Here is a 26987-nt window from a genome sequence, read left to right as displayed (position 1 = left end):
TTCCGTTGCCTGCGCTGCCGATGAACGAGATTGCGCGTGCGCTGATGGCGCACCCGGACGTGGCCGATGCCGTCATCAGCTTCGAGCGGAGCCACGATGGCCGCCAGTTCGAGATCGCGTTCGTCGCGATCGATCCCGATCGTCTGAGCGCCGGCAAATCGAGCCACCTGCAGGCGGAGGCGGATCGGAGAGTTGCGCAATGGCGCCGTGCTTTCGATCAAGCCTATCGCCACGATGCTGATAGTCTTGCGCCCTCGTTCGTAGGCTGGACCAGCAACTTCACCAATAAGCCCATTCCCGAGCCCGAAATGGTCGATTGGCTGGATCGCACAGTCCAGCGCATTCGTGCCCTCGGTGCACGGCGGGTACTGGAAATCGGATGTGGAGTCGGGCTGCTCGTCGAGCAGCTCGCGCCCGGGTGTGATGTGTATTGCGGGACCGACCTTTCGCCGGTCGCCGTTCACCGGTTGCGCGCGTTTGCGCAGTCGAGGCCAGAGCTTCGGCATGTTGAATTTCTCGAGCGGGAAGCCACGGATCTGGGAAGTCTGTCGCCGCATTCGTTCGACGCGGTGGTGCTCAATTCGGTCGTGCAATATTTTCCGGGCATTGAATATCTGCACACGGTCTTGGAACGAGCCGTCAACCTGGTTGCTCCTCGAGGTCACATTTTTGTCGGCGACGTTCGCAACCTCGAACTGCTGCCGGCCTTCCATCGCGAGGTTCAAGCCGCGAAGGCAGCACCGGGAGCAACGGGTGCGTCGCTCGAGCGAAAGATTTTCCTTTCGATCGCGCAGGAGCGCGAACTGGTCATCGACCCCAACTATTTTCAGGGCATCTCGGACGCCATCCCCCAGATAGGGGCGGCGGAAATCCTGCTCAAGCAGGGATCAAGCTATGAACTGACCCGTTATCGCTACGACGTGGTGCTGCGTGTCGATCACCAGGCGGTTGCAGCTTGCGCCGGCGAAACCAGCCTCGTGCCGGACATGAAGCACTTGGTGAATGAGGACCGGCCGCTGGCAACCGATCCGATGGCCGCCGCGTTCCTTCAGCATCTCGGCATGGCGCTCGGGAACGCGCTACGGGCCGAGCTTCCGGATGCGCAATTGCCCGCGGCCGTAATCGCGCTCAACAGGCGGGATTTTGCCGAGATCGTGCCGGCATTGGCGCTCGCGCCGGCTGATCCTGACAGCCATGAAGCGGCGGGGGCGTCGGTATGACCGCCCATAATCTCGGACTGCGCTTCGAAGAGGTCGTGGCGTCTTCGCCGGACGCGGTCGCCCTGATCTGCGAGGGCGACCACTTCACGTTTGCAGAGCTGAACAAGTCGGCAAATCGGTTGGCGCGATGGCTGACGTCGCAGGGCGTGAGCAAGGGCGCCGTAGTGTGCCTCGAACTGCCGAAGATTGCAGAGGCTTATGCCCTCGCGATGGCCTGCATCAAGTTAGGGGCGCCTTACGCATTCCTCGATCCCGCGGCCCCGGCGGAACGTGCACGGTTGATGCTGGAGCGGTGCCGGCCCGCGCTGATCGTCAGCGTGCGCGAAGGATCCGGCCCGCGCACGGTGATCGGCGATGCAGGCACCAGAGCGGCCTTGCATCATGTCGTTTCGAAACTCGGCGACGACAATCTGCCGCTGACGTCAGGGATCACCGGGGCCGATCCCGCCTATGTCATGTTTACGTCCGGATCGACGGGCGAGCCGAAGGGCGTGGTCATTCCCCATCAAGGGGTGCTTCACCTCGTTGCGTGGGCGAAAAGCGATCTTGGAATTGGACCGCAAGACCGGCTGACGAACGTCAACCCGATCTATTTCGACAATTCGGTCTTCGACATCTATGCAGGATTGCTGAACGGAGCGGCCATTGTCGCGCTGGACGCGCTGAAGGGGAGGCCGCCTGCGGAGCTGGTATCCGAGATCACGAGGCATCAGTGCACGTTCTTCTTCGCCGTGCCGACTCTCTTCATGTTCCTCGACTCCATGCATCTGCTGGGTCCCCAGTGGTTGCCGAGCGTCAGCCGGTTCATGTTCGGTGGCGAGGGATTTCCGCTGGCCCGGCTGCGTCGGTTCCACGATGCCTTTGCCGGCAAGGCGAAGCTGATCAATTGCTACGGACCGACCGAGACGAGTTGCATCTGCAGCGGGTTCGAGATCGTCGAGTCCGTTTTCGACACTGCCGACGGGTTGGCTCCGCTGGGGCAGCTCAACCCCAATTTCAGCTACCGGATTCTGGACGAGGACATGAAGCCGGTCGCCACCGGCACTGCCGGTGAGTTGTGGCTCGGCGGTCCGGGCGTGGGGCTCGGCTACATCAACAATCCGCAAGAGACCGCTCGCCGCTTCTGTCAGGACCCGTTGATCGACGGCTATCGGTCGATCCTCTATCGGACCGGCGACCTCGTGGAGGCCGAAGCTGGAACGGGCGTGCTCCGTTTCCGCGGCCGCGCCGACAATCAGGTCAAGCTTCGGGGATATCGGGTCGAGCTGGAGGAGATCGACCACGCGCTGGTGGCCTGCAAGGGGATCACCCGAGCCCTCGCTGTGGTGCTTCACGACGCCACCGGAGCAAGTCGGCTCCTCGCAGCCTATTCGGGTGCAAGAACGGCGGACAGCGATTTGCGCCAGCACTGCGCCGCGCGCCTTCCCGCCTACATGGTGCCGAGCCGGTTCATCTGGCTGGAGGACATTCCCGTCAACGCCAATGGCAAGGCCGACCGGCGCTCGGTGGCGTCCTTGCTTGGTGAAGCGGTCGCGAGGGCCTCGTAGATGCGACGGCCCGCAGCGCTCGCGCGCGTCTTCCGATGAGCATCGAAAGCCAGTCCTACGGCTACACGGCCACGGGCGCGCTCGTGAAGCCGTCGTGGCGGTTGATCCCCCAGATCGACCGCGATCCGAACCTCGTGGCGGGCGTTCAGAGCACAAGCGGCCGCTTGCTGCTCTGGTGCACCGTCGTGTTGCTCACCGTGCTGTTCTGGCGGATCGGTGTCGATTTCTCGGCGGCGGCTCTCGCCGTGGCGTGCGCCTATGTCGCGCGCTACCGGCGCGCGCTGATCCTGCTGGCGACCGTGCTGCTGCTTTACCGGAGCGGCTTCCTGATCGATCGCTCCTTTCTCGAGCGGGTGGCCATCGCCGAAGGCGTCGCGGACCGGATCCATCAGCCGCTGCTGGAGGCGGTCATGCTGGTGGTGGTGCTTGCGTTGTTCGCGGGTGTGCTGGCTCTGCAGAGTTCAGCGCGCACTGCAATTCGTCGCCCGACGCTCAGCCTGTTGCTGGTATTCCTGGCGCTTGTCGCGCTGACGCAAGCAACCGTGACGGCCGGGATGCCGCGCGTCCTGCTTTGGTCGTTCCTGATGACGTCGCAGCCCTACCTCTGGTTCCTCGCTTACGGTCTGGCCGATGCGGTCAAGTCCCGGTCTCCGGTGTGGCAGCGTCTCAGCGTCTTCCATCCCTTCTGGGGATCGTCTTTGACGCCGTTCGGGAAGGGGCTGGCTTATCTCGAGCGCTTCGAGGCCAAGACCCCGGATGAGCTCGCGGTCACGCAGCTCAAGGGCGTCAAGCTGGCAGCTTGGACCCTGGTGCTGGCGATCGCCAAGATTTGTCTCGGCGAACTCGTCCACGGTTATCTGCAGCTTCCGCTGTTCGACGACAATCTGCTGCAATATCTCGCAGGCCATCCCTTGCCGCGCCTCGTCGGGTGGGCCAGCCTCGTCAGCTTCTTTGTGGAAGACCTGCTGGGCATGACGGTGTTCGGGGGCGTCATCATCGCAACGGCGCGGCTCGCCGGCTTTCGCCTGCTGCGCAACACCTGGCGCCCCCTGGAGGCGACGACACTCGCCGAATTCTGGAATCGCTACTACTTCTACTACAAGGAACTGCTGGTCGATCACTTCTTCTACCCGACCTTCATTCGCTGCTTCCGCGGCCATCGCCGGCTTCGCATGTTCTTCGCCACCTTTATGGCGGCGTGCGTCGGCAATCTGCTGTTCCATTTCATTCGCGACATTCATTTCGTCGGCGAAATGGGCCTTTGGCGGGCTGTGGTCGGTGAACAATCGCATGCGTTCTATACGTTCGTCCTGGCAACCAGCGTCGGGCTCTCGCAGATGCGTCGCGCACCAAAGCCGGCGTCGCGGGGCTGGCTGCGCCGCCGCTTGCTACCGTGCCTGTGGGTTTCGACCTTCTTCTGTCTCATCCACGTCTTCGACGCGCCGCTGGATCGCGAGCACACACTCTGGCAGCGCGCCGAATTCCTGTCCTATCTCCTGGGAGTAACGACATGACCGCGACACCCCGTCCTGAAATCAGGTCGCAGATGCGACGCTACGTCGAGCAGCGGCTGCTCATGAAGGGCGACGGCGCGCCGCTTCATGACGACGATCTGCTGTTCACCAGCGGACGCCTCGATTCACTCGACGCCGTCGAGCTCGTGATGAGCATCGAGACCGACTATGGAATCAATTTCGCCGACATCGGTTTCGACCTGACGCGCCTCGACTCGATTTCGGCCATCGTCGCCCTGGCCGGACAGCCATCGGCCGGGACGGCCTAACGCGCGATGAGATCAGGACGAAGCGTCATCGCGCTTTACTGCACGTCCATCTGCAGCCCTTCCTTCTGGATGATGCCGGCGAACTTCTTCGTCTCAGCGTCCACGAAGTCGGCGAACTGTTGTGGTGTGCCGTAATCGGCGCGGGCGCCCATGGCGGCGATGTTCTTCTTGATGTCGTCGCGCTCCAGCATCGCCTTCACCTGGAGATTGAGCGCCTCGAGGACCCCGGCAGGGACGCCCTTCGGCAGGAAGACCGAGAACCAAGATGAGACGTCGAAATTGGCCAGTTCCGGCGCGCTCTCGCGCATGGTCGGAAGGTTGCGCGCGAGGTCGCTGCGCTCGGGCGTGGTGACGCAAAGGCCGGTGAGGGTGCCGTTCTGCACCTGCGGCAGGCTCGGATAGAGATTGTCGAACAGGATCTGGATGTCGCCGGCGAGAGCGGCCTGCAGCGCAGGCCCTGCGCCGCGGAACGGGATGTGGGTCATCTTCAGCCCGGTCAACTGCAAGAACCAGGCGCCGGTGAGGTGAGGGCTCTGGCCGACGCCGGAGGAGGCGTAGCTGAGCTTGTCCGGATTGGCCTTGAGATACGCGATCAGCTCGGCGATCGATTTGATGCCGGTCTTGGGATGTGCCGAGACGATGTTCGGGATCCGGATCATGTTGGAGACCGGCTGGAGCTGATCCGGCTTGTAGGTCAGGTTCTTGAAGATGCTGTAGGCGATCGCGTTCGGCCCGGGGTTGCCGATCAGGATGGTGTGACCATCAGGCTTGGCGCGGACCACCTCGGCGGTGCCGATGGTGCCGCCGCCGCCGGAGCGATTCTCAACAACAGCCGACTGGCCCCAGGCGGTTTGCAGATGGGCGGCCAGCAGGCGGCCCATGACGTCGGTCGAGCCGCCGGCTGCAGCCGGTACGACGATGCGAACGTTCTCGGTAGGCTTCCAGTCCGCAAGGCTCGATCGCGGCAGGATCGCTGCGGCCGAAAGGCCGGCGGCGCCGGCAAGCACGCGACGGCGGGACAACAAAGCCTTTTGACGTTTCTTAGCCACGAATCCGCTCCCTGCTTCTTGTTTTGCAGGGAGCGTATGGAACCCGTTGCGCATCGGCAAGTCGCAACCGGCGGCACGACGCCGCAGGCTGAAGGCTCAGTTAAAGCTGAGCAGCTTGAACAGCGGCGCGAGGTAGCTCATCTCCTGGCCCGATGTCGGCGTGGTGCGGCTGATGAAGTCGAAGATCTTGCCGTCCTGGAGGCCGTAATTCGCCAGCCGGCGCACGCGCCGGTTCTTGTCGAAATAGATCGCGATCACGCGCTGATCGACCACCTTCTGGTTCATGAAGGCGACCATGCGCTCCGAGCGCTGCGAGATGTAGTAGAACACTTCGCCATCGAGGGTCGCGACCGTGGAGGGCGTGCCCATCACGATCAGCACCTGGTCCTGGCTCGCGCCGATCGGAATCTGCTCCAGCGCGCCGGGCGGCAGGATGTAGCCCTTCTGGAATTGCTCGCCGGTGCAGCCTGCGAGCGCCACGCCGACCAAGGCCGCAGCGGCCGCCAGGCGCAAACCGCGCCAGCGTGCATGAAAGCCGCGCCGCGGATATGCGCGCCGGCCGGTCTGATTCGTTATCGTCATAGCGGAACTGATTCCGTCCCCTTGCGTCGCGCGAGGCGCTGAAGTACCGGGCGGAGGCTCTGAATGCAACACGCGCGCGTCCGCTTGCGGAAACCACAATGCTTTGGCCGTTCAATCACTTCAGGAAACCCCGGCGAACCCCGCCGGGCACCATTGAAGCCATCTATGGCATGATCGTGACGCAGGCGCGAGAACCCATATTTTACCGCGACTTGGGCGTACCGGACACGGTTAACGGGCGTTTCGACCTGTTGCTGCTGCACCTCTGGCTGCTGCTGCGCCGCCTGCGCACCGTCCAGGGCGCCACGGAGCTGTCCCAGGCGCTGTTCGATCGATTCTGCGAGGATATGGACGACAATCTGCGCGAGATGGGGGTCGGCGACCAGGCCGTGCCGAAGCGGATGCGCGCCTTCGGCGAGGCCTTTTACGGCCGGGTCCAGGCCTACGACCAGGCCATGGAGGACGTCGGGGAGGCGCTGGCGGCGGCGATCTGCAAGAATATCTTGAATGGCACCGGCATGGACCAGGCTCGGCACCTCGCGGCCTATGCCAGGGCCACCGAGGCTGATCTCGGCCGGACCGGCGAGGCCGCACTGCTTGCTGCGTCGTTTAAGTTTCCCCCGGCGTTCAGGGAGGGCGTCACGCGATGAACCGACCCAACACCACATCCTCGCCCGATCCTTGGCGGGCGCCCGTTCTCGTGGTGCAGATCCCCGACACCGGCCTGCATCGTGAGCTCGAGGCATCGGCGGCCGAGCGGCAAGCCATGGCTGAGCTCGCAGGCCTTCGGGAGATTCTGTCCGCTCACGCCAGCTTCGACGTTGTGCCGAAGAGCGGCGGGCGGGTTCAGGTCACGGGACACGTCCGGGCCCGGGTCGGCCAGACCTGCGTGGTCACGCTCGATCCGATCGAGAGCGAGATCGATGAGGAGGTGGACCTGACGTTCGCCCCCGAGGCCGAGGCGCGGCGTCTCGCCGACCTGATCGAGGAGGGACAGGACGAGGAGGCGCCGCCGGAGGTCGCCGACCCGCCGGAGGCCATTATCAATGGCGTCATCGATCTCGGCCGACTCGCCACCGACGCCCTGTTCCTGGCGATCGACCCCTATCCCCGCAAGGAGGGGGCGGTGTTCGAGGCGGAGGTCACCGCGCCCGACCCGGAGGACCACCCGTTCGCGGCGCTGAAGGCGCTTCAGGACAACAAAAAGGACCAATAGAGGCCGATTCCCCGTAAGACCGCTGCCATGGCGCAGCAGGCGTTTGCGGCGGTGGTTTGAGAGTCTGAATTATCTGCTTGATTTTTATTTGTTTCCAGCGAATTGGCCGGTCCGCTAGCGGATCGCCCTGAAAGCAAAAGGCTGGGGGCAAGAGGTTGTTTCGGGACAACAAAACGCTATTGTCGCGCCCCGGTCCGGGTGCGGCGTGGCGCTTGGCCGGTCGCCATGTCCATGGCGAACCCATTTTGCGGCCCCGCTCGTTCAAGACCGCACCAGACCAGGTTTCCAGGACTTTCATGCCCAGCAAGGTTCGCATCGCGCTTGACGCCATGGGGGGCGACGACGGCGCCGCCGTGGTCATTCCAGGCGCCGCCATCTCGCTTGGCAGGCATCGCGACACCGAGTTCCTGCTGGTCGGAGACCGGGCCAAGATCGAGCCCGAGCTCGAGCGCCACCCGCAGCTCAAGGCCGCCGCGAAGATCATCCACACCGACGTGGCGGTCAGCATGCACGACAAGCCGAGCCAGGCGCTGCGGCGCGGCCGCAAGACCTCGTCGATGTGGCTTGCCATCGACGCGGTGAAGAAGGGCGAGGCGGATGTCGCGGTCTCCGCCGGCAATACCGGCGCGCTGATGGCGATGTCGCGATTCCATCTGCGCACGCTGCCGGGCATCGACCGCCCGGCGATCTCCGCGATCTGGCCGACCAAGCGCGGCGAGTCCGTCGTGCTCGACCTCGGCGCCACTCTCGGCGGCGATGCGCATCACCTGGTGTCGCTGGCCGTCATGGGCGCGGCGAAGGCGAGCGTGCTCTTCAACAAGAAGCGGCCCACCGTCGGCCTCCTCAACATCGGTGCCGAGGAAATCAAGGGGCACGAGGAGATCCGCGAGGCCAGCGAGATCCTGCGCGCGCGGAACCTGCCGGAGCTCGACTATATCGGCTTCGTCGAGGGCGACGGCATCGGTAAGGGGCTGGCCGACGTGATCGTCACCGAGGGCTTCAGCGGCAATATCGCGCTCAAAGCCGCCGAGGGAACCGCGCGGCAGATGGCGGAACTGCTCCGCAACGAGATGCAGCGGAGCTGGCTGTCCAAGCTTGGCTATCTCTTCGCCCGCAGCGCCTTCCAGGTCCTGCGCGACAAGATGGACCCCAACAAATCCAACGGCGGTGTGCTGCTGGGGCTGAACGGGGTCGTGGTCAAGAGCCACGGTGGAACCAACGCCGAAGGCTTTGCCTATGCGATCGATGTTGGCTATGAGATGGTCAAATTCGATCTCCTGAACAAGATCAATCAGATGCTCAACCGCGAAGGTGGTGCACTCAGTTCCGTGCAGGCCGCGCAGGAGGCTGTTTCGTGACGAAGATTCGTTCGGTCGTGCTCGGCTGCGGCTCCTATCTGCCGGAGCAGGTGGTGACCAACGCCCAATTGGCGGCGCGTATCGACACCTCCGACGAGTGGATCGTCCAGCGCACCGGCATTCGCGAGCGCCACATCGCGGCCGAGGGCGAGTTCACCTCGCACCTCGCCATCCAGGCGGCGCAGGCGGCGCTCACCGATGCCGGCGTGGACGCGCAGTCGATCGAACTGATCGTGCTGGCGACCTCGACGCCCGACAACACCTTCCCGGCAACGGCCGTCGCCGTGCAGCACGGCCTCGGCATCAATCATGGCGCGGCCTTCGACCTGCAGGCGGTGTGCTCCGGCTTCGTGTTCGCGCTCGCGACCGCCGACAATTTCCTCCGCACCGGCGCCTACAAGCGCGCGTTGGTGATTGGCGCCGAGACCTTCTCGCGCATCCTCGACTGGAACGACCGCGGCACCTGCGTGCTGTTCGGCGACGGCGCCGGCGCGGTGGTGCTGGAGGCGCAGGAGCAGCCGGGCAATGCCGCGACCGATCGCGGCATCGTCACCACTCACTTGCGCTCCGACGGTCGCCACAAGGCAAAGCTGTTCGTCGACGGCGGACCGTCCTCGACCCAGACCGTCGGCCATCTGCGCATGGAGGGCCGCGAGGTCTTCAAGCATGCGGTCGGCATGATCACCGACGTGATCGTCGATGCCTTCCAGGCGACCGGCCTCGACGCCGACAGCATCAACTGGTTCGTGCCGCACCAGGCCAACAAGCGAATCATCGACGCGTCCGCCCACAAGCTGCATATCGCGCCGGAGAAGGTGGTGCTGACGGTGGACCGTCATGGCAATACCTCGGCCGCCTCGATCCCGCTGGCGCTGGCGGTGGCGCGCAAGGACGGCCGCATCAAGAAGGGCGACCTGGTCCTCCTGGAAGCGATGGGCGGCGGCTTCACTTGGGGCTCGGCGCTGGTGCGCTGGTAGCGCCACAGTCGATAAAATTTTGCCGGAATCAGCCGCGATTATCGATGCGTCTGCATTGATGAGCGCTGTTGACCGCCGTATCGTAACCTCATAATTTCAGACAACAATTGTTCGCCGTGATGTGGGGCAGGGCGATGACCGATCAAAGTAAAACCGTAACGCGTGTCGATCTCTGCGAAGCCGTCTACCAGAAGGTGGGCCTGTCGCGGACGGAGTCGTCTGCGTTCGTGGAACTCGTGCTGAAGGAGATCACCGACTGCCTGGAGAAGGGCGAGACGGTGAAGCTGTCCTCTTTCGGTTCCTTCATGGTGCGCAAGAAGGGCCAGCGTATCGGCCGCAATCCGAAGACCGGCACTGAGGTGCCGATCTCGCCGCGCCGCGTCATGGTGTTCAAGCCGTCGGCGATCCTGAAGCAGCGCATCAACGCCCAGCACCGCACCAACGGCGACGGCAGCAAGGTTCAACCCGAGGCGTAACCGCCCTCTGGATAAGGATTTTGGCATTTGGACAAGGCGCCGGATGCGTTCCGAACCATCAGCGAAGTAGCTCAGGAACTCGACATTCCGCAGCACGTGCTGCGGTTCTGGGAGACCCGCTTCTCCCAGATCAAGCCGATGAAGCGCAGCGGCGGCCGCCGCTATTACCGCCCTGACGACGTCGACCTGCTCAAGGGCATCCGCCGGCTGCTCTACGGGGAGGGCTACACCATCCGCGGGGTGCAGCGGATCCTGAAGGAGCACGGCGTCAAGTCGGTGCAGGGGCTCGCCGACGGCGCGGCCGCGGTCTCGTTCGGAGCCATCGAGGACGCCATCGGCCAAAGCCTGATGGAGCCGGACGACGAGGCGCCCATCAAGGGCATTACCGACACCGACGATGACGACTACCAGGGCGATGAGGAGGAAGGCATCGACTTCCGCTTCACCGAGGTCGACGACGAGGAGATCCTCACCACCTTCCGCAAGGGCGGCTCGGCCACAGCGCCCGCCGGCCCCAGCGCGCTGGACCGGGAGCGCCTCGGCCGGGCCCTCGCCGACCTCGTCGCCTGCCGGGAGATGCTGGATCAGGCGCTGAAGGACGCGTAGGGGTGGTCAGCCGGGTTTCCGGGCCGATTCCGGGAGCTTTGGGAAGCTACGCCAAAATGGCGTACCTCGCCTTGCGCAAAGCACCGATCCTAGCTAATGGAACGTCGTTCGGAGCGTGGCGCAGCCCGGTTAGCGCACTAGTCTGGGAGACTAGGGGTCGGAGGTTCAAATCCTCTCGCTCCGACCATTTTTCCTCAACTCATCTGTCGGGTGGATGGACGGTCGGCTTGGAGCCTGCTTCCGCCGCGTGACGCGTGCGCGACCGGTCCCTCGTGGCGGCCGGTTTGGGGTCGGAAAATCAAAATGCCGAAAACAACCCCATGCACAGTAGCGATGCCATTGACGATGTGAGGTTTTTCCGAATCGGTTTGACCCGTCGGGCAAAACAGGGGTATGTTGTCATCGTGCCGGTCTGTGGGATGGGCTTCGTGGCCGGCAGATGGCGTCCGCACCCCGGGGCCGCTTTACCTACCTCAAATACCCCACCACCATCCTCGTCGTCTCGTCCACCAGCACCTTCACCATCTTCTCCGTCAGCATCTCCGCATGGTTCAGCACCGTGTTGTGCGCGACCGACTCGATCGCGCTGACGCAGATGAAGGCGGCGAGATCAATGTCCACCTTGCGCATCTCGTTGCGGCGACTTTCGAGATAGGTGCGCACCAGGGTGTGGACTTCGCGATTGAAGGCTTCGACCTCGGCGAGCTGCCCGGTGCGGGGGATCTGCTCGGCGAGAACGCGGTGCAGTTTCGGGTTGATGCGGTGGGCCTCGATCGCGACGGCGACAAGTTTTCGCACGGCCTTGTCGATCGGAAGGCCCGCGACTTCGGCGAGCGCCGTGCGGACGAGGCCCATGACTTCCTCGTTGTGGCGGCCGATCACGGCGGCGACGATCGCCTCCTTGCTTGGAAAGTATTGATACAGCGAGCCGACGCTGACACCGGCCACTTCGGCGATGCGGTTGGTGCTGGCTTTCTCAAAACCTTCCTTGACCAGAATGCGAGCAGTCGCCTCGATCAGTGCGTCGACGGTGGCGCGGGATCGCTGCTGCGAGGCATTTTTCCTGGGTTTTGTGGGCGGTTTGCGGGCCACGATCTTGTGATCTGAATGCGAGTAGGAAAAGCGAGCGAATACTCGCATTATATCGGCAAGTGGCGGCGGGTCGGCAAGCCTCTTTGTCGCCGTTTCGAAAAACCAGGTGGGGATGTGGCCATGAGCGTTGCCAGACTTGTGTCGGCATTTCAGTTCTGCCCGGGCGGCTGCGTGTTCGGTGCGCGTGCGCCGCGCGATCCCGCACCCAGCCTGCAAAGCCGCGCCTTCAACCTGCTGCTGCGCGTTCTTCCGTTCAAGAAGCAGCTTGCGTCAGCCGAGGTCGTGCAGGCGCATGTGCAGAAGCTCGCGCTGGAGCCGGCCTCGTTCGAGCCGACGGGACTTGGCCGCGGTGTCGAGGCCATGCTGACGAAGATGGGCGGCTGGCCGGTCTATTACACGGCGCCATCGTCGGGGCATGAGGGCTGCAACTACGTCATGTTCCTGCATGGCGGCGGCTTCATCAACGAGATCGTGCCGGCGCATTGGCGCTTCGTCGGACAGATGACGCGGCAGGCGCGCGTGTGCTGCGTCGTGCCGATCTATCCACTGGCGCCGCGCGCGACCGCGAAGGATGTCGTGCCGGCGACGGCGGAGCTGCTGCGCATGCTGCTGGAGGACGCAGGGCCGGCCAAGGTCACGGTGGTCGGCAATTCCGCCGGCGCGGGACTCGCGCTCGCGGCCTGCCAATGGCTGCGCGATCGCGGCCATCGGCAGCCAAGCCGGCTGATGCTGATCTCGCCCGCGGCCGATGCGTCGGTGAGCCGTCCTGAGCAGGTTGCGATCGCAGCGCGCGATCCGATCCAGGACATTCCGGGGATCGTCGAGGCGGGGCGGCTCTATGCCGGTGAGCTCGATGTCGGCCATCCCTTCGTCAGCCCGCTCAACGGCGCGTTTCGCGCGCTGGCGCCGATGACGATCTTCGCAGGGACACGCGATCTGCTCTACCCTGACAGCGTCGACATCGCGGAGCGGGCGAGGGCGGTCGGCGTGCCGGTCGAGCTGCATCTGTTGCGCGACCAGCCGCACAATTATGCGCTGATGCCGACGCCGGAGGGACGGCGGGCGCGTGCAATCATCCTGCGTGAGGTGGCTTGAGGGTCCGGCGTGATCATTGTCACAGAGCGCGCTGCCGCGATCGGTCCGGCACTGGCGGTGCCCGCACGGAGGGATAAGGCGGCCCCCGGGGCGTTTCCTCCTGGATCAGTTGTCCTGGTATCCGTCGTGTCGGTACCAGTAATTTTGCGGGGCCTTCAGGCGTGGCCCTTGATCTCGTAGTGACCCGGCACGCATTTGTAGCGCTCGAGGCGCCAGTTGGCGTGATAGATCGGATGCTCGCCCATCCATTTCGCCAACGGTGCCTGGGCGCCGATCGCACACTGCATCATCGACATTTCGGGCGTCATGTTGCTGTCGGTCACGATTTCCTCGACGCAAGCGCCCGAGGCAGATGCACCTAGCCGGCAGAGCACGGCAACGACGGTCACGAACATTCCTGTCACCTCATCGGTAGTTTCTGACCAGGAAGAGGATGCAAGCGGAGTGCCAGAGCCTGTGACACAAACAACACGCTGGCCTGGACGACTCGACCCGGCGTCCACCCTCATTTGATGATTCGGATTGTAAAAAAATGCTCTTAAACCGAAGCCGGACAAATACGGGAACCGGGGTCGGGCGATCCCGGGGATGCTCGAGGCTGGCGCGCACCGCGCCGACTCAGAGGCTTGCCGCGGCACCATATGGAAACGATTTCGCCTGTGGCCATCCTTCGAGACGCCCGCCGCTGGCGGGCCTCAGGATGAGGACCGAGTGCGCGATAGTCGTTTCAACAAACGCTCGGCGATGAACGTGCGGCAGCTCCAGCAGCCGAATAGTCCACGCGCCGAAATTACAAGTCGATCCCGGCAACTCCGATCCACTTTTACGTGCGCATGCGGCGCTGCTACATTTTGCGCGCGCCCGCGCGGCGCTCGCTCTGAAGAAACATACCGACAAGGGGAGGGACCGAAGTCCCATGAAGGATTTTGCTGGAAAGATCGCGGTCATCACTGGCGGCGGCACGGGAATGGGGCGCGAGCTCGCGCGACAACTCGTCGCCGAAGGCTGCAATGTCGCGATGTGCGACGTCTCGGAGGCCGCGATGGCCGAGACCAAGCGGCTGTGCGAGGTCGAGAAGCTGCCGCAGGGCTTGCGTATCACGACGCATGTTGCCGACGTCGCGATCGAGGATCATCTGAAGCGCTTTCGCGACGAGCTCGCCGAGCAGCAGAAGACCGACAAGATCCATCTCTTGTTCAACAATGCCGGCATCGGCGGCGGCGGCAGCCTGTTCACCAACACGCGCGAGCAGTGGGAGCGCACCTTCAACATCTGCTGGGGCGGGGTCTATCTCGGCGTGCGCACCTTCCTGCCGATGCTGGTCGCGGCCGACGAAGCCCACATCGTCAACACCGCGAGCGTCAACGGCTTCTGGGCCTCGATCGGCATGAACCAGGCGCACACCGCCTACAGCTCGGCCAAGTTCGCGGTGAAGGGATTCACCGAGGCGCTGATCAACGATCTTCGCCTGCACGCCCCGCACGTCAAATGCTCGGTGGTGATGCCCGGCCATATCGGCACATCGATCGTCTCCAATTCGCGCAAGGTGCAGAGCGCGGACGGCTCGGAGCGGCTCAACGCCGACGAGGTCGCGCTGACGCGCAAGCGCATGGTCGCCGCCGGCGTGCCGGATGCGGATAAGATGTCGGACGAGGACATCCAGGCGGCGTTCGCCGAGCGGGCCCGCAGCTTCCTGGAGGATGCGCCGACGACGGCGGCGCAGGCCGCGAAGATCATCCTCGACGGCGTCAAGGCGGAGCGCTGGCGCATCCTCGTCGGCGAGGACGCCAAACGCCTCGACGAGCGCGTGCGCGCCACGCCGGAGCAGGCCTACGACCGTGCCTTCTACGAAAGTTTTACGCGGGAAGTCGGCTGGCGACTCGGTTGAGTCTGTCTCGCCGCTGTGACCTGCGCGCGCCAATATGGGTATGATGATCATCATGGCAAGGGGTGCGCAGGTCATTTGATGTGCCACCTCCTGCCATTGTTTACGGCCTTATGACGAATTGGAATGTCACGCATGCGACATGCTCCATCGCTCAAGAATCGTTCAAGCATCGTTCAAGCGATGGTGATGTGAAACGGGTCTCATTCCGCGCACAGCAGCTTGGTTGGCGGACCAAAATAGTTTAGTCAGTCAGGTGTAACGCGATGATAGAGCGTAGCTCCCGATGATGCCCGCATGCCTCTCCGACGCCTGGACCCTTTGCCCGGAGAGAGAGGACATCTCCGCTGAATTCACACGGCTCCTCACCGCGGCCCAGGAGGGCGGCGCGACGATCGCGGAATGCCTGATGATCGCGCGGCAGCTCAGGCGGGACGACGAGCAATCCTGGCATCGCGAGTGGAAGAAGCTGGCGCGGACCAATCGCCAGCGTGCCGAGGCCGCGTTCGCGGAAGGCCACATGGCGACCGCGCAGCGCAATTGGCTCCGGGCTCTCAATTACTACGGTGCGGCGGCGATGCCGCTGGATCCGGCCGACGAGCGGCGCTGGGTTGCGGTGCTGGCGATGCAGGAATGCGCCCGTCGCTATCTCACGGCGCGCGCACCGGCCGGCGAAGTCGTGACGATACCCTGGGTCGAGGATCACGCGTTGCAGGGCTACTTCCTGCCCGCGTCGTCGGGACGAGGGCGGGGGCCCACCGTGATCTGCATCGGCGAGCCCGGACACCGCAAGGAGGAATTCCTGTTCAAGCTCGCGCCGCATGCGCGCGAACGCGGATTGTCGATGCTGGCGCTGGACCTGCTCGGCGACCAGCGCGACGACTACACCGATACGCTGCTGCAGCGGCGCGACCTCGAAAGCGCGATTGCGAGCGTCATGGATTATCTGGAAACGCGCGGCGACGTCGATTTCGATCGCGTCGCCATCGTGGCGGACGGGTGGGGCTCCTCCTTCGTGGCGCGTGCGGTGCTGCAGGAGCCGCGGCTGGCTGCGGCGGTCTGCGACGGCGGCCTGTGGGATCTGCACGAACGATCCTTCTTCGCCAGCCGCTTTGCGATGAGCGACCTCAGCATCGTTCCGGTGCCGCACTCGCCGCTGATGGCTTCCAGCGCCGATTGTCCGGTGCTGATCACGCTCGGCGAAGACGGCTGGCTCAAGGCCGACCGCGCGCGTCAGATCGTTCAGAAATCCCGGCTCGGCAGCTCCGACATCGTGCTGAAGGTGTTCACCGCGGCGGAGACCGGCGCGGCGCAGGCCCATGCGGACAATCCGAGCCTTGCCAACGAATACATCTTCGACTGGCTGGAAACGCGACTCGCGGCCGGGCGGGGCGCCTGAGCGCCTCGCGCGGCCTGGAGTCCAGCTTGGAGTTGCCGCGCACTTTGCGCCGGCACGGCCCTTCGAGTCCGGATCATGCTCAGAGATCGAGCGAGATCCTGACGCAGGCCTTCTCCAACCGGGTCTTCAGCGTTGCGAGCTTGGCGGTGAATTCCGTGAGCTCGCTCTCGTCGAACTCCTGGAAGACGAATTCGCGAATCGTCTTGTACTGCTCGTTGAGGCTCGCAATGTGCTTTTGGGTCTTGTCGACCAGCGAGAGGCGCACGACCCTCGCGTCGGTCGGCGAGGGCCGCCGGCGGAGCAGGCCCTTCTTTTCAAGCAGCTTGGACTGGGTGGTGACGAACGAGGGGTCGACGTGGAGCAGCTTTGAGACCACGTTGACGGGCACGCCGTCGTCCTTGTCGAGGTCGGAGATCGCCATCAGAATCAACCATTGCGGGCCGCTGATGCCGAGCGTTCTGGCCCAGAACTGGCGCAGTTCCTCCAGATGCATGTTGATCGACGATATCTCCCAGGTGAAGCGCCTGATGAGATCCAGGTTGCCGATGGGGCGCAGGCGCGCTCCTTCTTTCCTCGTCGCGGACACAGCGTCACTCCCGTGAACTGATTCTTTCTGGCTCGTGTTCGTGGAGGGCCATAGTCCACGCAAGCCTGCCCTGACGCAAGTGCAGAGCAGGGTAATTTTGTCACTAAAATTACAAAGATGAGCCGGTCAGCATATCGGCCCGGCCCGGGTGTTGCTCCCGGGGCACAGGTTTAGTGAAACAACAAAGCTGATCTAATAAACTATTTTGATAAGCGGAACGGCACAGGCATATTGCCTCGTGACGGTGGGGGGTACTCGATCGTCCCGTTGCAGGTGGTTCGCTCACGTCCCTCGCGTCGAAAGCGGGTGTGTCCGAAAGCGCGAAGCGGCCGGGCGGATTTGAAGAGACGGGGATCTGGGGGGCCTCACGGTCCGGTCTCCGTAAAATGAGCAACTTGGAGGTTTTAAATGAGAATGGTGAAGAGCCTTTTGCTCGGCACTGCGGCGGGTCTGATCGCCGTCGGCGGAGCGCAGGCGGCCGATCTTCCGGTCAAGGCCAAGGCGGTCGAGTACGTGAAGGTCTGCTCGCTCTACGGCGCGGGCTTCTACTACATCCCGGGCAGCGACACCTGCATCAAGCTGGGCGGCTATCTGCGTGCCGAAGTGGCGCTCAATGCCGGCGGCCACTTCAACGCCCAGTACAACAACGTGTTCGCGGCGAACAACCGCCTGAACAACTACTACTCGATGCGCGCTCGTGAAGATCTCAACATCGACACGCGCACCGCGACCGAATACGGCGTGGTCCGCACCTATTTCGACGCGGTCTTCACCTGGACGACCGGCAACTATGTCGGCACCGGCAACACCACCGGCGGCACGCAATACAGCGGCACGCTCGGCCTCAACGCTGCCGGGACGGGTCTCGTCGGTTCGACCAGCGGCGCCGTCAACGGCACCGACGGCGCGATCTCGGGCGGTGCGCTCGGCGTCTACTACGCCTTCATCCAGTTCGCCGGCTTCACCCTGGGTAAGGCGGTGTCGCAGTTCGACGCGCCCTGGATCAACTATCCCGGCAACAACTTCGACCAGCTCGTCGGCGGCAGCGGCACCACCAACGGCGTCGTTCAGGCCACCTACACGGCCGATTTCGGCCAGGGCGTGACCGCGGCGTTCTCCGTGCAGGACCAGACGCAGGTCTTCCAGACCAACGTCTGGAACACCGCCGGCATGACCACCACCGGCGTCCTCGGCGGTGCTTACGGCACGAACAACCTCGGCGGCACCCGGGCGCCCGACATCGTCGGCATGGTCCGCGTCGACCAGGCCTGGGGCCTGTTCCAGGCGTCGGTCGCCGCGCACGACAACCATGCCGCCTATTACGGCCCGGTCGAAACCAGCGGTCATCCGGAAGACAAGTGGGGCTGGGCCGTTCAGCTCGCCTTGCAGATCAAGAACATCCCGACCGGTGCCGGCGACGTGATCAACATCTCGGGCGTCTACACCGACGGCGCGAGCCGCTACAACTTCCAGGAGCTGGCGGCGACCAGCTACTCGATGTTCGGCAGCTCCAACGCGGCGTATCAGAGCATCGGCTTTGCCGGCGTGTCTGACGCGGTGTTCGCTCCCAATGGCGGCCTCGAGCTGACCAAGACCTACGGCTTCCGTGGTGCCTACACCCATAACTGGAATCCATTCTGGAACACGGCATTGTACGGCGCGTGGGCTGCGGTCAACTACAGCGGCACGGCCAAGGGCCTGATCTGCGGCAGCACCGCGTTCGCGACCCTGACCGGCACCTGCAACCCGGACTTCAACATCGGCCAGGTCGGCGTCATCACCCGCTGGACGCCGGTGAAGAACCTGACCTTCTCGGCTGACTTCACCTACAGCCACCTCGACCAGAAGTATTCGGGCGTGATCACGACCGGCGCACTGACGAGCGTCGCCAAGCCGGGCGCCACCTACGAGCTGAAGGACCAGGACACCTACAGCATGCTGCTGCGCGCCCAGCGCAACTGGTAAGCCCAGGGTCCATCGGACTTGACGAAGCCCCGGCGGGAAACCGCCGGGGCTTTTTTCGCAGATGGGGCCTTCGGAAAATCCGGCGGCCGTGCAGGAGGCGAAGACGAGCCATGCGATTCGATCGCCTCAAGCTTATTTACTTACCTGAGTTAATCAGCTATATAGCTTTCAGCCAGATACGAAAGTTGCGGCTCTTAGCTTCACGCTAAGCCTCCAGAAACCTCCGGCGATGCCCCGCCGGAGGTTTTTCGTTTTTGGGACGCGGCTTCGAAAGCGTTTTCGAGTACGCGTCGGGAAGACGCGCTAACCGCGCATCGCGCGGGCGCGCGAGTTCGGCCGGTAGGCGAGGCGGCTGTGACCGCTGCAATAAGGCTGGCCGCCGGGCGCGCCATTGCCGCAGAAACAGAAGTCCTCCGCGCCCGGCGTCGAGATCGGCCAGCGACAGCGGTTCTCGGACAGCTCCATGAGCGAGCAGCGGTTGGCGTCGTCGATCGGACTTGCGACCGCAGTCGCGTCGGCCTCGCCATAGATCGTGGCGAGCATCTCGTATTGCAGGCGCGGTACGGCGCGGCTCGCGCGCGCCGGCGGCGCAAGGCTTCGCTCGAGCCTGCGGTCTTCGACCGCGCGGCTGCGCGTCAGATTGAGCCGGGACAGCTTGCCGATCACCGCATTGCGGCTGACGCCGATGTCGGCGGCGATCTCGCGGCAGGAGAGGCCGGCCTCGAAATGCTGCTTCAGAAGTTCAATTCGTTCGTCGGTCCAGGTTGGTGAGAGAACAGGCATTTGTAAACGGTCCCAGGTTGCAGATGTCGGCCATCCGCCTGCTCGAGATCCGCCCGCCTCACGTCCTGCCCGCGTTCACGTCCTGCCATTGTCGCGAATCGACAAAAGCCCGTCCTTGATGGCGAGGCGGATACCTTCCTCGATCAGGGTCCGTGCGACGCCGGGAACGCTGGTGCCGTGGGTGCCCTGTCTCACCAGTTTCTCCAGATAGGTGATGGTCGAGAGCGCCAAGGTTACGGGAATGCGGTCAGTCTCGGCTTTTTCGGTGGCCATGGCCCGAACGCTAGCCTCTTACTCGGGTACATAAAAGTAACGATTAAGACTCTATTTAGGTTCGGGGCCGGAAGTCAAATGCAGGCTGGGCCTGACACTCAGCCTGTTGGAATCGCAGAGGAAATCGGACGTGACCCGGCGCACCGCGCGCATGGCCGGGCGGCGGTGTGGCGTCTGCAGGTCAGGGAATGCCGGGTCGGCTCAGCCGTGCACGATCGCCTTTTCGATCATGCAATGGATGCCCTTGGAGCCGTTGACGGTCTGGGTCACCCGCAGATCGGCCGCCAGGCTGCACAGGGTGTAGGCGTCCTCGCGCGACAGGTTTCGCTTCTCCCCGAGCAGGGCGATCATGTCGCGCAGCGCGCGCACCACGCAACTGTCGAGGTTGGGGTCCATCGCCATGGTCATGTAGTGCGTCGCCGTTTCGGCGCGGGGGTAGTCGAGCCTGAGGTCCTTGCGCAGCGTCAGGCGGAAGCGGCCCTGCAGCGCGGTCTCGATCGCCGTGACGCAGACCTCGCCATCGCCCTGCACGCCATGGCCGTCGCCGCAGGAGAACATCGCGCCCGGGACGAACACCGGCAGATAGAGCGTTGCGCCGGCGCCGAGCTCCTTGTTGTCGAGATTGCCGCCCATCGCGCGCGGGACCAGCGAGGAGATGCGGCCCCAGGCCGGTGGCGGCGAAACGCCCATCACGCCGAAGAACGGCCTGAGCGGCAGGTCAAGCCCCCACGGCATGCGGCCGACCATCCGGGCCCGGTCCAGCGGGACGTTGAGGATGCGCGTCTCGTGAAAATCGTCGGGCAGGGTCCCTGACAACGGCTTGATCATGTTCCAGCCCCAGTCCTGCCGGAGCTGGACGTCGAGAATCTCGACCGCGAGCACATCGCCGGGCTCGGCGCCCTCGACCGCGATCGGGCCGGTGAGGATGTGGCCGGGCACCATGCGCTCGCACCTCGCATGGACTTCGAACAGTTCCGGGGGAATGTGAAACTTGTCGCGGTCGGGCAGCATGTCCGGCCCGCCGCTGATGGTATCGACCGTCACCTCGTCACCGCTTTTGATGGTGAGGACGGGCTTGAGCGCGGCCTCGAAGAAGCCCCAATGGCAGGTCTCGGGGCTGGAATGCAGGTGGTGATGGGTCATTTGCGGCCGTCCAATCGGTTTTGCTTGTGATGCTCGGGCTTGACCCGGCGATCGATCCTCTTTCAAGAAGATTTCCGATGATGGACGGGCCGGTCAAGCCCGCGCATGGCCCGGTCATTCCAGCGAGGCTCCCCTGTATTTCGTTCTTTCCAAGACCCTCGGCGCTGCGCTGCTGCCGATCAATCTCCTGGTCGAGCTCGGCATCCTGTCGCTGCTGCTGATGCTGACCCGCCATGCCGCGCTCGGCCGCAAGCTTGCCGTGACGACACTGCTGCTGCTGGCGTTGGCTGCGGTCTCGCCGCTCGGCAATCTCCTGCTTTATCCGCTGGAGTCGCGCTTTCCGGCGTGGGACCCCTCGCGCGGCGCGCCCGACGGCATCATCGTGCTCGGCGGCTCCATCGACACCGATCTGTCCGCGGCGCACCGCACACCGGTCGTTTCGCACGCCGCCGATCGTCTGCTGGCGCCGGCCGAGCTTGCGCGCCGCTATCCGAAGGCGCGCATCGTCTTCACCGGAGGCACGGCGAATCTTGTCTCGACCGAGAGCAGGGAAGCCGACTACTCCGCGCCGATCCTGGAAAGTCTGGGCATTCCGAAAGAACGCCTGATCCTCGAGCGCGATTCCCGCAACACCTGGGAGAATGCGATCTTCACGAAGCAGCTCGTGTCGCCGAAGCCGGGCGAGCGCTGGCTGCTGGTCACCTCGGCCTTCCACATGCCGCGCTCGATGGGGATCTTTCGCAAGGCGGGATTTAACGTCGAGGCCTATCCGGTGGACTGGCGCATGGGAGGACGTGACGATCTCTTCGCGTTCACCCGCGTCGGCGGCGACGGTCTTGCCAGGACCGACGTCGCCGTGCGCGAATGGATCGGTCTTCTGACGTACCGCGTCATGGGCCGGACCGGCGAGTTGCTTCCGGGCCCGGCCACGGACTAGAACGAGGGTCGCAAAACAAGAACACAGCACCGGCGCGCGACCGCCGGCCGGGAGGACGCCATGCAGCAGAGTGCAGAGAGGATCGACGTTGCCGGCCTCGTTGCCGATCTCAACAGCCTGTTGCGGCTGAAGACCACGGTGATCGGCATGAAGCTGTTCGCGCAAGCTGCCGACATGGAAGCGATCCCGAAGATCCGGCGGCCGAATGCGATCCACACCACCGATCAGATCGTCAGCATGGCCTCGCGGCTCGGCTGGACCGTCGGCATCACCGCCGACGATCTGGTGGGCAGCCAGTGCCGCGCCGTGATCGGTCTTGCGCCGCGGGACGAGAAATGGCTCGCCGGCGAAAACTATGTCGGGGTCTGGCACGGCACCGCGGAGGACGCGCGCAAGCGGCAGGAAGCGCTGGACGTGGTGCCGTTCGGGCAATATCAGGCGCTCGCGGTCAGTCCGCTCGCGAGCGGCCGGCTCGATCCACCCGACATCTGCCTCGTCTACGCGACGCCGGGGCAGATGATCATCCTGATCAACGGGCTGCAATATACCGGCTACAGGAAATTCGAGTGGGGCGTGGTCGGCGAGACGGCGTGTGCGGATTCCTGGGGCCGGGCGCTCAAGACCGGGGAGCCCAGCCTGTCCTTGCCATGCTATGCCGAACGGCGCTATGGCGGCGTGCCGGACGAGGAGATGCTGATGGCTTTGAAGCCCGCGCATCTCGCCAAGGCGATCGAGGGCATGAAGGCGCTGGCCAAGAACGGCCTGCGCTATCCGATCCCGCCCTATGGTATTCAAAGCGACGTCCGTGCCGGCATGGGCGTGAGCTACGCGAAGAAGTAAAGGCCAGTCATGAGCTCTGCGAAATTCGACATCGTCGTCTACGGCGCGACCGGTTTCACCGGCCAGCTCGTCGCTGAATATCTGGCGGCGCATTACAAGGACGACAAGGCGCTCAATTGGGCGATGGCGGGCCGCAGCCTCGACAAGCTGAAATCGGTGCGCGAGGCGATCGGTGCGCCCGCCGACACGCCGCTGATCGTGGCCGACGCATCCGACGCCGCCTCGCTGAAGGCGATGGTCGCGCAGACGAAGTCGGTGATCACGACGGTGGGGCCGTATCAGCTCTATGGCGAGGATCTGCTCGCGGCCTGCGTCGCCGGCGGCATCGACTATTTCGATCTCTGCGGCGAGCCGGTCTGGATGCGGCAGATGATCGACAAGTACGAGGCGGCGGCGAAAGAGAGCGGCGCGCGCATCGTGTTCTCCTGCGGTTATGATTCCGTGCCGTTCGAGCTCGGCACGTTCTTCGTGCAGGAAGAGGCCAGGCGCGTGTTCGGCGCGCCGGCGGCGCGCGTGAAGGGACGCGTGCGCGATATGCGCGGCACGCTGTCAGGCGGCACCGCGGCGAGTGCGAAAGCGACCTTCGACGCCGTTGCCAAGGATCTCAGCCTTGTCGCCATTCTCAACGACCACTTCGCGCTGACGCCCGGCTTCACCGGCCCGAAGCAGCCGAAGGGCAACAGAGCAGTCTATGAGGAGGACCTGCAGTCCTGGACCGCGCCGTTCATGATGGCGCTGATCAACACGCGCAACGTCCATCGCTCCAACATGCTGATGGGCTTTCCGTACGGCAAAGAGTTCGTCTACGACGAGATGGTCCTGACCGGCCCCGGCGAGAAAGGCGAGGCCAACGCCAAGCGCGTGATGGCGGCCAATGCCGAGAAGACCGGCCCGAATGCGCCAAAACCGGGCGAGGGGCCGTCGAAGGAGGAGCGGGAGAAGGGGCTCTTCAATCTGCTCTATGTCGCGATCGCGCCCGACGGCCGCATGGTCCGCGCCGGCGTCACCGGCGACCGCGATCCCGGCTACGGCTCGACCTCGAAGATGATCTCGGAATGCGCGATCTGCCTGCTGCGGGACGCGAGCGATGTCCCCGCCGGCTTCTGGACGCCGGGCGCAGCGATGCAGCACAAGCTGATCAAGCGGCTGGTCGATCACGCCGGGCTCACGTTTGGGGTGGAAGGGTAGTTCCTCGCCTTCCCCGCAAGCGGGGAGAGGGAAGAAAATCACACCGCCCGCGCGTCATACGCGTACATGAACTCCATGCTCTTCGAGCCCAGCGGCAAGAGCCATTTCAGCATCTGGTTGCGGATCCAGGCGCCGGTGGCGCTGAACTCGCGCTTGCTGTTGCCGTTGCGGCGGGCCATGGCGACGATCTTCTCGGTGCGCGGCCGACGTTCGGCCTCGAAGGCCTGGAAGGTGGCGCCAAGCTCCTGTCCCTCCTGCATCAGGCGCGCGAGCCGCATCGCATCCTCCAGCGCGAGAGAGGCGCCCTGGCCGGCGTGAGGGCTGGTCGCATGCGCGGCATCGCCGATCAGCAGCGAGCGCTTGCGCGACCATGCCGGCAGGGTCGCGACGTCGAGCGTGTCGGTGACCACGATGTTCTCGGCGGCTTCGATGATGTCGGGGATCGGCTCGTGCCAGCCGCGGTGGAAGCCGCGCAGATGCTGCTTCAACGTCGCCTGGTCGAGGGCGCGGAACATCGCCGCATCCATGCCGTGCGCGGGCTGGGTGCTCCACCACATCACGCCGTCGTTCGGATCCGGGCTGCAATAGCCGTAACCGAAGAAGCCGCTCTGGCCGAACGTGGTCTCGACATGCCGGCCGATCGATCTGCCGTCGAGGACGGCGTGCGGCACGAAGCCGCCGAAGCCGATCAGACCGGTGTCGAACGGCTGCGGGCCATCAGGCACGACCTGGCGGCGCACCACCGAATGCACGCCGTCGGCGCCGATCAGGAAGTCGCCTTCGGCGGTGGTGCCGTCGGAGAAATAGGCGATGATCGGCTGGTCGCCACGATCCTCGATCTTGATCAGGCGCTTCTCAAAATAGAGCGACACGCAGGCGCACCAGGCCTTGTCGATCAGGATCTCGTTCAGCGTTGCGCGGGAAATGTTGACGGCCGGCTGGCCGAAGCGCCGCGCCATGTCGCGGTTGATCGAGCCGAGGCGCTGGCCGCCTTGCGAGTAGAAGTCGAAGGCCTCCGCGACCGAGCCGCGGCCGATCAGTTCGTTCGCCACCCCGATCTCGTCCATCACATGCATGCCGTTCGGCGCGATCTGGAGGCCGCCGCCGATGCCCTTCGAATAGGGCCACGCCTCGTAGATCGCGGACTCGATGCCAGCGCGCCGCAGCAGGATCGCGGCGACGGGGCCGGCGATGCCGGCACCGATGATCAGGGCCTTGCGGGGACGGTAGGACATCGCTTGCTCCCGGGGTTTCCCTGGTGCTAGGAGAAATTACGGCCGCTAAATCTCTTAGCGACTAAGATATATATTCGGTAAGATAAGAGGTCGACCTTGTCAAGGACGAAGGCGCGCGCGGCGTTGTTGAGAGAGCTCGAGGAGGCGATGCGACGGTCGTCCGCGCAGGGCGTGCTCTATGGCCAGACCGTTGCGAATGTTGCAGGAATTGCCAATTCCGACCTCGAATGCATGGACATCCTCTATCTCGAAGGTCGCGTCAGTGCGGGCCGGCTCGCCGAGGTCACGGGGCTGACCACCGGCGCCATCACCGGCGTGGTCGACCGGCTCGAGAAGGCCGGCCTGGTGCGCCGCGAGCGGGACGAGAAGGACCGTCGCAAGGTCTTCATTTCCGTCGTGCCGGAGACGGCCATGAAGATCGGCCAGCTCTATGTGCCGATGCAGCAGGCGATGGAGAAGGTTTTTGGCGCCTATTCCGACGAGGAGTTGCGTCTGCTGCTGCGCTTCGCGGTGGAAGGCTACAAGGGCGTGCTCGCGGCAACGGAGGCGCTGAAGGGTCTGCTCGACACGCCGCCGGAGAAGCGTCCGAATCTCAAGCTGAAGAAGCTTCGCTAGCCCTATACATCTGCGCGGCCGCGATCATGCCCCACATCGCGCCCAGCATCATCCAGAAGTGGCGCCAGTGGTCGGTGTCGATCACGAAACTTTCGCCGACGGTGCCGACGAAGGCGGAGAAGATCGCAAGATAAGCACGCTGCCAGGGCACGCGGACGAAGATGTGGCGGAAGCCCATGATGACGGTGGTGAAGACCAGCGCGGGGTAGCACACGCCGGAGAGCCAGCCGCCGGACATGAAGGCGTTGAGGTAGGAGTTGTGGGTGTCCTCGGGGAAGTAGCGGTGGAATTGCAGCGGGCCGATGCCGAACGGCAGGTCGAGCGCCATCTCCGCACCGAGGATGTGCCGGCCGAAACGGCCGAAGCGGCCTTCGTCATAGCTCTGGTCGAAGCTCGCACGCTGCTTGAACATCTCGGCGGTGGAGTCGAATGACAGCAGCACCGCGATCAGTGCGAGCCCCAGCACTGCGGCGACGATCGCCATGATGACGATGCGCGAGCGTTGCGCATTGGTGCGGCTGGTCAGCACCATCAGCGCCAGCATGAAGGCGGAGGTCAGCACCAGGCCGCCCCAGGCGGCGCGCGAGAACGCGAGCAGGATCGCCAGCGACATGATGCTGAAAGCGATGACGTTGCGGAACGCCTTGCCGAGCTTGTCCGAGACAACGCTCTGCAGCGCGAACAACGCCGGCAGGATCAGGAAGGCGCCGAGCACGTTGGGGTCCTTGAACGTGCCGCGCGCGCGGCCGTAGAGCGTGAGGAGGTCGTCGCCGCCGGGAACGAGGTGGAAATAGCCGGCGATTGCCGACAGCGAAGCGACCATCGCACCGACGACGAGCCCGCGGCGGAGCATGTCGAGCCGGGCTGCGGTGTCCTCGGAGGTGACCATCGCGAAGAACACCACCGTCACCGCCATGTACCAGGAGGTCGCGATCCAGCTCACCACCTCGGGCTGATCGAGCAACGGGATCGCGCTGATGGTGTAGCCGACATTGAGCAGGACCAGCATCAGGACCAGCGGCATCAGCACGAGCCGCAGGCGCAGGCCGGTGGCGAAGAAGGTGACGGTGGCGAGCAGCGTCGCGATTTCGTACGGGCTCGGCTCGATGAAGACGATGGCGCCGGAGGCGCCGACCA

Annotated in this window: 28 protein-coding genes and 1 tRNA gene; 19 read left to right on the top strand and 10 right to left on the bottom strand. The window is 64.5% G+C overall.

The window, feature by feature from the left end; all coding sequences use genetic code 11:
* Positions 1–5: 5 nt before the first annotated feature.
* Genes A5906_RS19550 through A5906_RS19535 form a run of 4 tightly spaced genes read left to right on the top strand, consistent with a single transcriptional unit; the run spans position 6 to position 4550 of the window.
* On the top strand, positions 6–1220 hold the full coding sequence (locus tag A5906_RS19550) for a class I SAM-dependent methyltransferase (RefSeq protein WP_245326798.1): 1215 nt from the start codon (positions 6–8) through the stop codon (positions 1218–1220).
* Positions 1217–2767 (top strand): amino acid adenylation domain-containing protein, encoded by a 1551-nt coding sequence (locus tag A5906_RS19545; RefSeq protein WP_080136996.1) that lies wholly within the window; start codon positions 1217–1219, stop codon positions 2765–2767. The genes A5906_RS19550 and A5906_RS19545 overlap by 4 nt, the downstream gene beginning before the upstream one ends.
* Before the next feature lie 35 nt (positions 2768–2802).
* Positions 2803–4281, top strand: coding sequence for a hypothetical protein (locus A5906_RS19540; RefSeq protein ID WP_080136995.1), 1479 nt, complete (start codon positions 2803–2805; stop codon positions 4279–4281).
* The gene (locus A5906_RS19535) at positions 4278–4550 is read left to right on the top strand and encodes an acyl carrier protein (RefSeq protein WP_080136994.1); all 273 of its coding nucleotides are present in this window, start codon (positions 4278–4280) and stop codon (positions 4548–4550) included. Before A5906_RS19540 ends, A5906_RS19535 begins: the two co-directional genes overlap by 4 nt.
* Positions 4551–4585: 35 nt before the next feature.
* On the opposite strand, the gene A5906_RS19530 is transcribed toward A5906_RS19535, so the two are convergent.
* Positions 4586–5599: a Bug family tripartite tricarboxylate transporter substrate binding protein gene (locus tag A5906_RS19530; protein ID WP_080136993.1), complete on the bottom strand. Its 1014-nt coding sequence runs from the start codon at positions 5597–5599 to the stop codon at positions 4586–4588.
* A gap of 96 nt (positions 5600–5695) precedes the next feature.
* A complete protein-coding gene (locus A5906_RS19525) occupies positions 5696–6181 on the bottom strand; it encodes an outer membrane protein assembly factor BamE (RefSeq protein ID WP_080136992.1) in 486 nt (161 codons plus the stop codon).
* 98 nt (positions 6182–6279) lie between these two features.
* Here A5906_RS19525 and A5906_RS19520 point away from each other — a divergent pair, with 98 nt between their 5' ends.
* From A5906_RS19520 to A5906_RS19490, 7 genes are all read left to right on the top strand, one after another.
* Positions 6280–6831 (top strand): ubiquinol-cytochrome C chaperone family protein, encoded by a 552-nt coding sequence (locus A5906_RS19520; RefSeq protein ID WP_080136991.1) that lies wholly within the window; start codon positions 6280–6282, stop codon positions 6829–6831.
* Positions 6828–7397 carry a YceD family protein gene (locus tag A5906_RS19515; RefSeq protein ID WP_080136990.1) on the top strand — a complete coding sequence of 190 codons (570 nt, stop codon included), beginning with the start codon at positions 6828–6830 and terminating at the stop codon, positions 7395–7397. Before A5906_RS19520 ends, A5906_RS19515 begins: the two co-directional genes overlap by 4 nt.
* A 296-nt stretch (positions 7398–7693) precedes the next feature.
* Positions 7694–8755 carry a phosphate acyltransferase PlsX gene (gene plsX / locus A5906_RS19510; RefSeq protein WP_080136989.1) on the top strand — a complete coding sequence of 354 codons (1062 nt, stop codon included), beginning with the start codon at positions 7694–7696 and terminating at the stop codon, positions 8753–8755.
* Positions 8752–9732: a beta-ketoacyl-ACP synthase III gene (locus A5906_RS19505; RefSeq protein WP_080136988.1), complete on the top strand. Its 981-nt coding sequence runs from the start codon at positions 8752–8754 to the stop codon at positions 9730–9732. Before plsX ends, A5906_RS19505 begins: the two co-directional genes overlap by 4 nt.
* A 134-nt stretch (positions 9733–9866) precedes the next feature.
* The gene (locus A5906_RS19500) at positions 9867–10208 is read left to right on the top strand and encodes an integration host factor subunit alpha (protein ID WP_026311906.1); all 342 of its coding nucleotides are present in this window, start codon (positions 9867–9869) and stop codon (positions 10206–10208) included.
* A 27-nt stretch (positions 10209–10235) separates the two neighbouring features.
* The gene (locus A5906_RS19495; RefSeq protein ID WP_080136987.1) at positions 10236–10814 is read left to right on the top strand and encodes a MerR family transcriptional regulator; all 579 of its coding nucleotides are present in this window, start codon (positions 10236–10238) and stop codon (positions 10812–10814) included.
* Between the two features lie 109 nt (positions 10815–10923).
* Positions 10924–11001, top strand: a tRNA-Pro gene (locus A5906_RS19490).
* 281 nt (positions 11002–11282) lie between these two features.
* On the opposite strand, the gene A5906_RS19485 is transcribed toward A5906_RS19490, so the two are convergent.
* Positions 11283–11906 carry a TetR/AcrR family transcriptional regulator gene (locus tag A5906_RS19485; protein ID WP_080137296.1) on the bottom strand — a complete coding sequence of 208 codons (624 nt, stop codon included), beginning with the start codon at positions 11904–11906 and terminating at the stop codon, positions 11283–11285.
* Between the two features lie 120 nt (positions 11907–12026).
* On the opposite strand from A5906_RS19485, the gene A5906_RS19480 reads away from it, so the two are divergent.
* Complete coding sequence (locus A5906_RS19480) at positions 12027–13001, top strand: alpha/beta fold hydrolase (protein WP_080136986.1); 975 nt, start codon at positions 12027–12029, stop codon at positions 12999–13001.
* A 155-nt stretch (positions 13002–13156) separates the two neighbouring features.
* Here A5906_RS19480 and A5906_RS19475 read toward each other — a convergent pair whose 3' ends face one another.
* Entirely contained in the window at positions 13157–13396 is a 240-nt protein-coding gene (locus tag A5906_RS19475) for a hypothetical protein (RefSeq protein WP_027547402.1), read from the bottom strand.
* Positions 13397–13917: 521 nt separating this feature from the next.
* Here A5906_RS19475 and A5906_RS19470 point away from each other — a divergent pair.
* Together A5906_RS19470 and A5906_RS19465 are read left to right on the top strand one after the other, a co-directional pair.
* A complete protein-coding gene (locus A5906_RS19470) occupies positions 13918–14889 on the top strand; it encodes an SDR family NAD(P)-dependent oxidoreductase (protein WP_080136985.1) in 972 nt (323 codons plus the stop codon).
* 283 nt (positions 14890–15172) lie between these two features.
* Positions 15173–16285, top strand: a complete 1113-nt coding sequence (locus A5906_RS19465; protein WP_080136984.1) for an alpha/beta hydrolase family protein — start codon at positions 15173–15175, stop codon at positions 16283–16285.
* Between the two features lie 79 nt (positions 16286–16364).
* On the opposite strand, the gene A5906_RS19460 is transcribed toward A5906_RS19465, so the two are convergent.
* Positions 16365–16871, bottom strand: a complete 507-nt coding sequence (locus A5906_RS19460; RefSeq protein WP_080136983.1) for a MarR family winged helix-turn-helix transcriptional regulator — start codon at positions 16869–16871, stop codon at positions 16365–16367.
* 408 nt (positions 16872–17279) lie between these two features.
* Here A5906_RS19460 and A5906_RS19455 point away from each other — a divergent pair, with 408 nt between their 5' ends.
* On the top strand, positions 17280–18836 hold the full coding sequence (locus tag A5906_RS19455; protein ID WP_080136982.1) for a porin: 1557 nt from the start codon (positions 17280–17282) through the stop codon (positions 18834–18836).
* A 303-nt stretch (positions 18837–19139) separates the two neighbouring features.
* Here the strand turns inward: A5906_RS19455 and A5906_RS19450 are convergent, their stop codons facing one another.
* The 3 genes from A5906_RS19450 to A5906_RS19440 form a co-directional block, all read right to left on the bottom strand.
* Positions 19140–19619 carry a GcrA family cell cycle regulator gene (locus tag A5906_RS19450; RefSeq protein ID WP_080136981.1) on the bottom strand — a complete coding sequence of 160 codons (480 nt, stop codon included), beginning with the start codon at positions 19617–19619 and terminating at the stop codon, positions 19140–19142.
* A gap of 75 nt (positions 19620–19694) precedes the next feature.
* Positions 19695–19892, bottom strand: coding sequence for a hypothetical protein (locus A5906_RS19445; RefSeq protein WP_007603456.1), 198 nt, complete (start codon positions 19890–19892; stop codon positions 19695–19697).
* Between the two features lie 201 nt (positions 19893–20093).
* Positions 20094–21035 (bottom strand): acetamidase/formamidase family protein, encoded by a 942-nt coding sequence (locus tag A5906_RS19440; RefSeq protein WP_080136980.1) that lies wholly within the window; start codon positions 21033–21035, stop codon positions 20094–20096.
* 220 nt (positions 21036–21255) lie between these two features.
* Here A5906_RS19440 and A5906_RS19435 point away from each other — a divergent pair, with 220 nt between their 5' ends.
* Genes A5906_RS19435 through A5906_RS19425 form a run of 3 tightly spaced genes read left to right on the top strand, consistent with a single transcriptional unit; the run spans position 21256 to position 24000 of the window.
* Entirely contained in the window at positions 21256–21972 is a 717-nt protein-coding gene (locus tag A5906_RS19435; protein ID WP_245326797.1) for a YdcF family protein, read from the top strand.
* 60 nt (positions 21973–22032) lie between these two features.
* Positions 22033–22812 (top strand): DUF169 domain-containing protein, encoded by a 780-nt coding sequence (locus tag A5906_RS19430; RefSeq protein ID WP_080136978.1) that lies wholly within the window; start codon positions 22033–22035, stop codon positions 22810–22812.
* Between the two features lie 9 nt (positions 22813–22821).
* On the top strand, positions 22822–24000 hold the full coding sequence (locus A5906_RS19425; RefSeq protein WP_080136977.1) for a saccharopine dehydrogenase family protein: 1179 nt from the start codon (positions 22822–22824) through the stop codon (positions 23998–24000).
* Between the two features lie 38 nt (positions 24001–24038).
* Here A5906_RS19425 and A5906_RS19420 read toward each other — a convergent pair whose 3' ends face one another.
* Positions 24039–25235, bottom strand: a complete 1197-nt coding sequence (locus A5906_RS19420; protein ID WP_080136976.1) for an FAD-dependent monooxygenase — start codon at positions 25233–25235, stop codon at positions 24039–24041.
* Between the two features lie 147 nt (positions 25236–25382).
* Here A5906_RS19420 and A5906_RS19415 point away from each other — a divergent pair, with 147 nt between their 5' ends.
* Positions 25383–25850 carry a MarR family transcriptional regulator gene (locus A5906_RS19415; RefSeq protein ID WP_080137294.1) on the top strand — a complete coding sequence of 156 codons (468 nt, stop codon included), beginning with the start codon at positions 25383–25385 and terminating at the stop codon, positions 25848–25850.
* On the opposite strand, the gene A5906_RS19410 is transcribed toward A5906_RS19415, so the two are convergent.
* A partial coding sequence (locus A5906_RS19410) for an O-antigen ligase family protein (RefSeq protein WP_080137295.1) occupies positions 25828–26987 on the bottom strand: 1160 nt, incomplete at its 5' end. The genes A5906_RS19415 and A5906_RS19410 overlap by 23 nt on opposite strands.

The organism is Bradyrhizobium sacchari, from assembly GCF_002068095.1.
Classification (GTDB): Bacteria; Pseudomonadota; Alphaproteobacteria; order Rhizobiales; family Xanthobacteraceae; genus Bradyrhizobium; species Bradyrhizobium sacchari.
This window is presented reverse-complemented; position numbering and strand designations above follow the sequence as displayed.

Coding starts and splice junctions, on each gene's coding strand:
- A5906_RS19545 (WP_080136996.1), top strand. CDS start 1,217: ATGACCGCCCATAATCTCGGACTGCGCTTCGAAGAGGTCGTGGCGTCT.
- A5906_RS19540 (WP_080136995.1), top strand. CDS start 2,803: ATGAGCATCGAAAGCCAGTCCTACGGCTACACGGCCACGGGCGCGCTC.
- A5906_RS19535 (WP_080136994.1), top strand. CDS start 4,278: ATGACCGCGACACCCCGTCCTGAAATCAGGTCGCAGATGCGACGCTAC.
- A5906_RS19525 (WP_080136992.1), bottom strand. CDS start 6,181: ATGACGATAACGAATCAGACCGGCCGGCGCGCATATCCGCGGCGCGGC.
- A5906_RS19520 (WP_080136991.1), top strand. CDS start 6,280: ATGCTTTGGCCGTTCAATCACTTCAGGAAACCCCGGCGAACCCCGCCG.
- A5906_RS19515 (WP_080136990.1), top strand. CDS start 6,828: ATGAACCGACCCAACACCACATCCTCGCCCGATCCTTGGCGGGCGCCC.
- plsX (WP_080136989.1), top strand. CDS start 7,694: ATGCCCAGCAAGGTTCGCATCGCGCTTGACGCCATGGGGGGCGACGAC.
- A5906_RS19500 (WP_026311906.1), top strand. CDS start 9,867: ATGACCGATCAAAGTAAAACCGTAACGCGTGTCGATCTCTGCGAAGCC.
- A5906_RS19480 (WP_080136986.1), top strand. CDS start 12,027: ATGAGCGTTGCCAGACTTGTGTCGGCATTTCAGTTCTGCCCGGGCGGC.
- A5906_RS19475 (WP_027547402.1), bottom strand. CDS start 13,396: ATGTTCGTGACCGTCGTTGCCGTGCTCTGCCGGCTAGGTGCATCTGCC.
- A5906_RS19470 (WP_080136985.1), top strand. CDS start 13,918: ATGAAGGATTTTGCTGGAAAGATCGCGGTCATCACTGGCGGCGGCACG.
- A5906_RS19465 (WP_080136984.1), top strand. CDS start 15,173: ATGATGCCCGCATGCCTCTCCGACGCCTGGACCCTTTGCCCGGAGAGA.
- A5906_RS19455 (WP_080136982.1), top strand. CDS start 17,280: ATGAGAATGGTGAAGAGCCTTTTGCTCGGCACTGCGGCGGGTCTGATC.
- A5906_RS19450 (WP_080136981.1), bottom strand. CDS start 19,619: ATGCCTGTTCTCTCACCAACCTGGACCGACGAACGAATTGAACTTCTG.
- A5906_RS19445 (WP_007603456.1), bottom strand. CDS start 19,892: ATGGCCACCGAAAAAGCCGAGACTGACCGCATTCCCGTAACCTTGGCG.
- A5906_RS19440 (WP_080136980.1), bottom strand. CDS start 21,035: ATGACCCATCACCACCTGCATTCCAGCCCCGAGACCTGCCATTGGGGC.
- A5906_RS19435 (WP_245326797.1), top strand. CDS start 21,256: ATGCTGACCCGCCATGCCGCGCTCGGCCGCAAGCTTGCCGTGACGACA.
- A5906_RS19430 (WP_080136978.1), top strand. CDS start 22,033: ATGCAGCAGAGTGCAGAGAGGATCGACGTTGCCGGCCTCGTTGCCGAT.
- A5906_RS19425 (WP_080136977.1), top strand. CDS start 22,822: ATGAGCTCTGCGAAATTCGACATCGTCGTCTACGGCGCGACCGGTTTC.
- A5906_RS19420 (WP_080136976.1), bottom strand. CDS start 25,235: ATGTCCTACCGTCCCCGCAAGGCCCTGATCATCGGTGCCGGCATCGCC.
- A5906_RS19415 (WP_080137294.1), top strand. CDS start 25,383: ATGCGACGGTCGTCCGCGCAGGGCGTGCTCTATGGCCAGACCGTTGCG.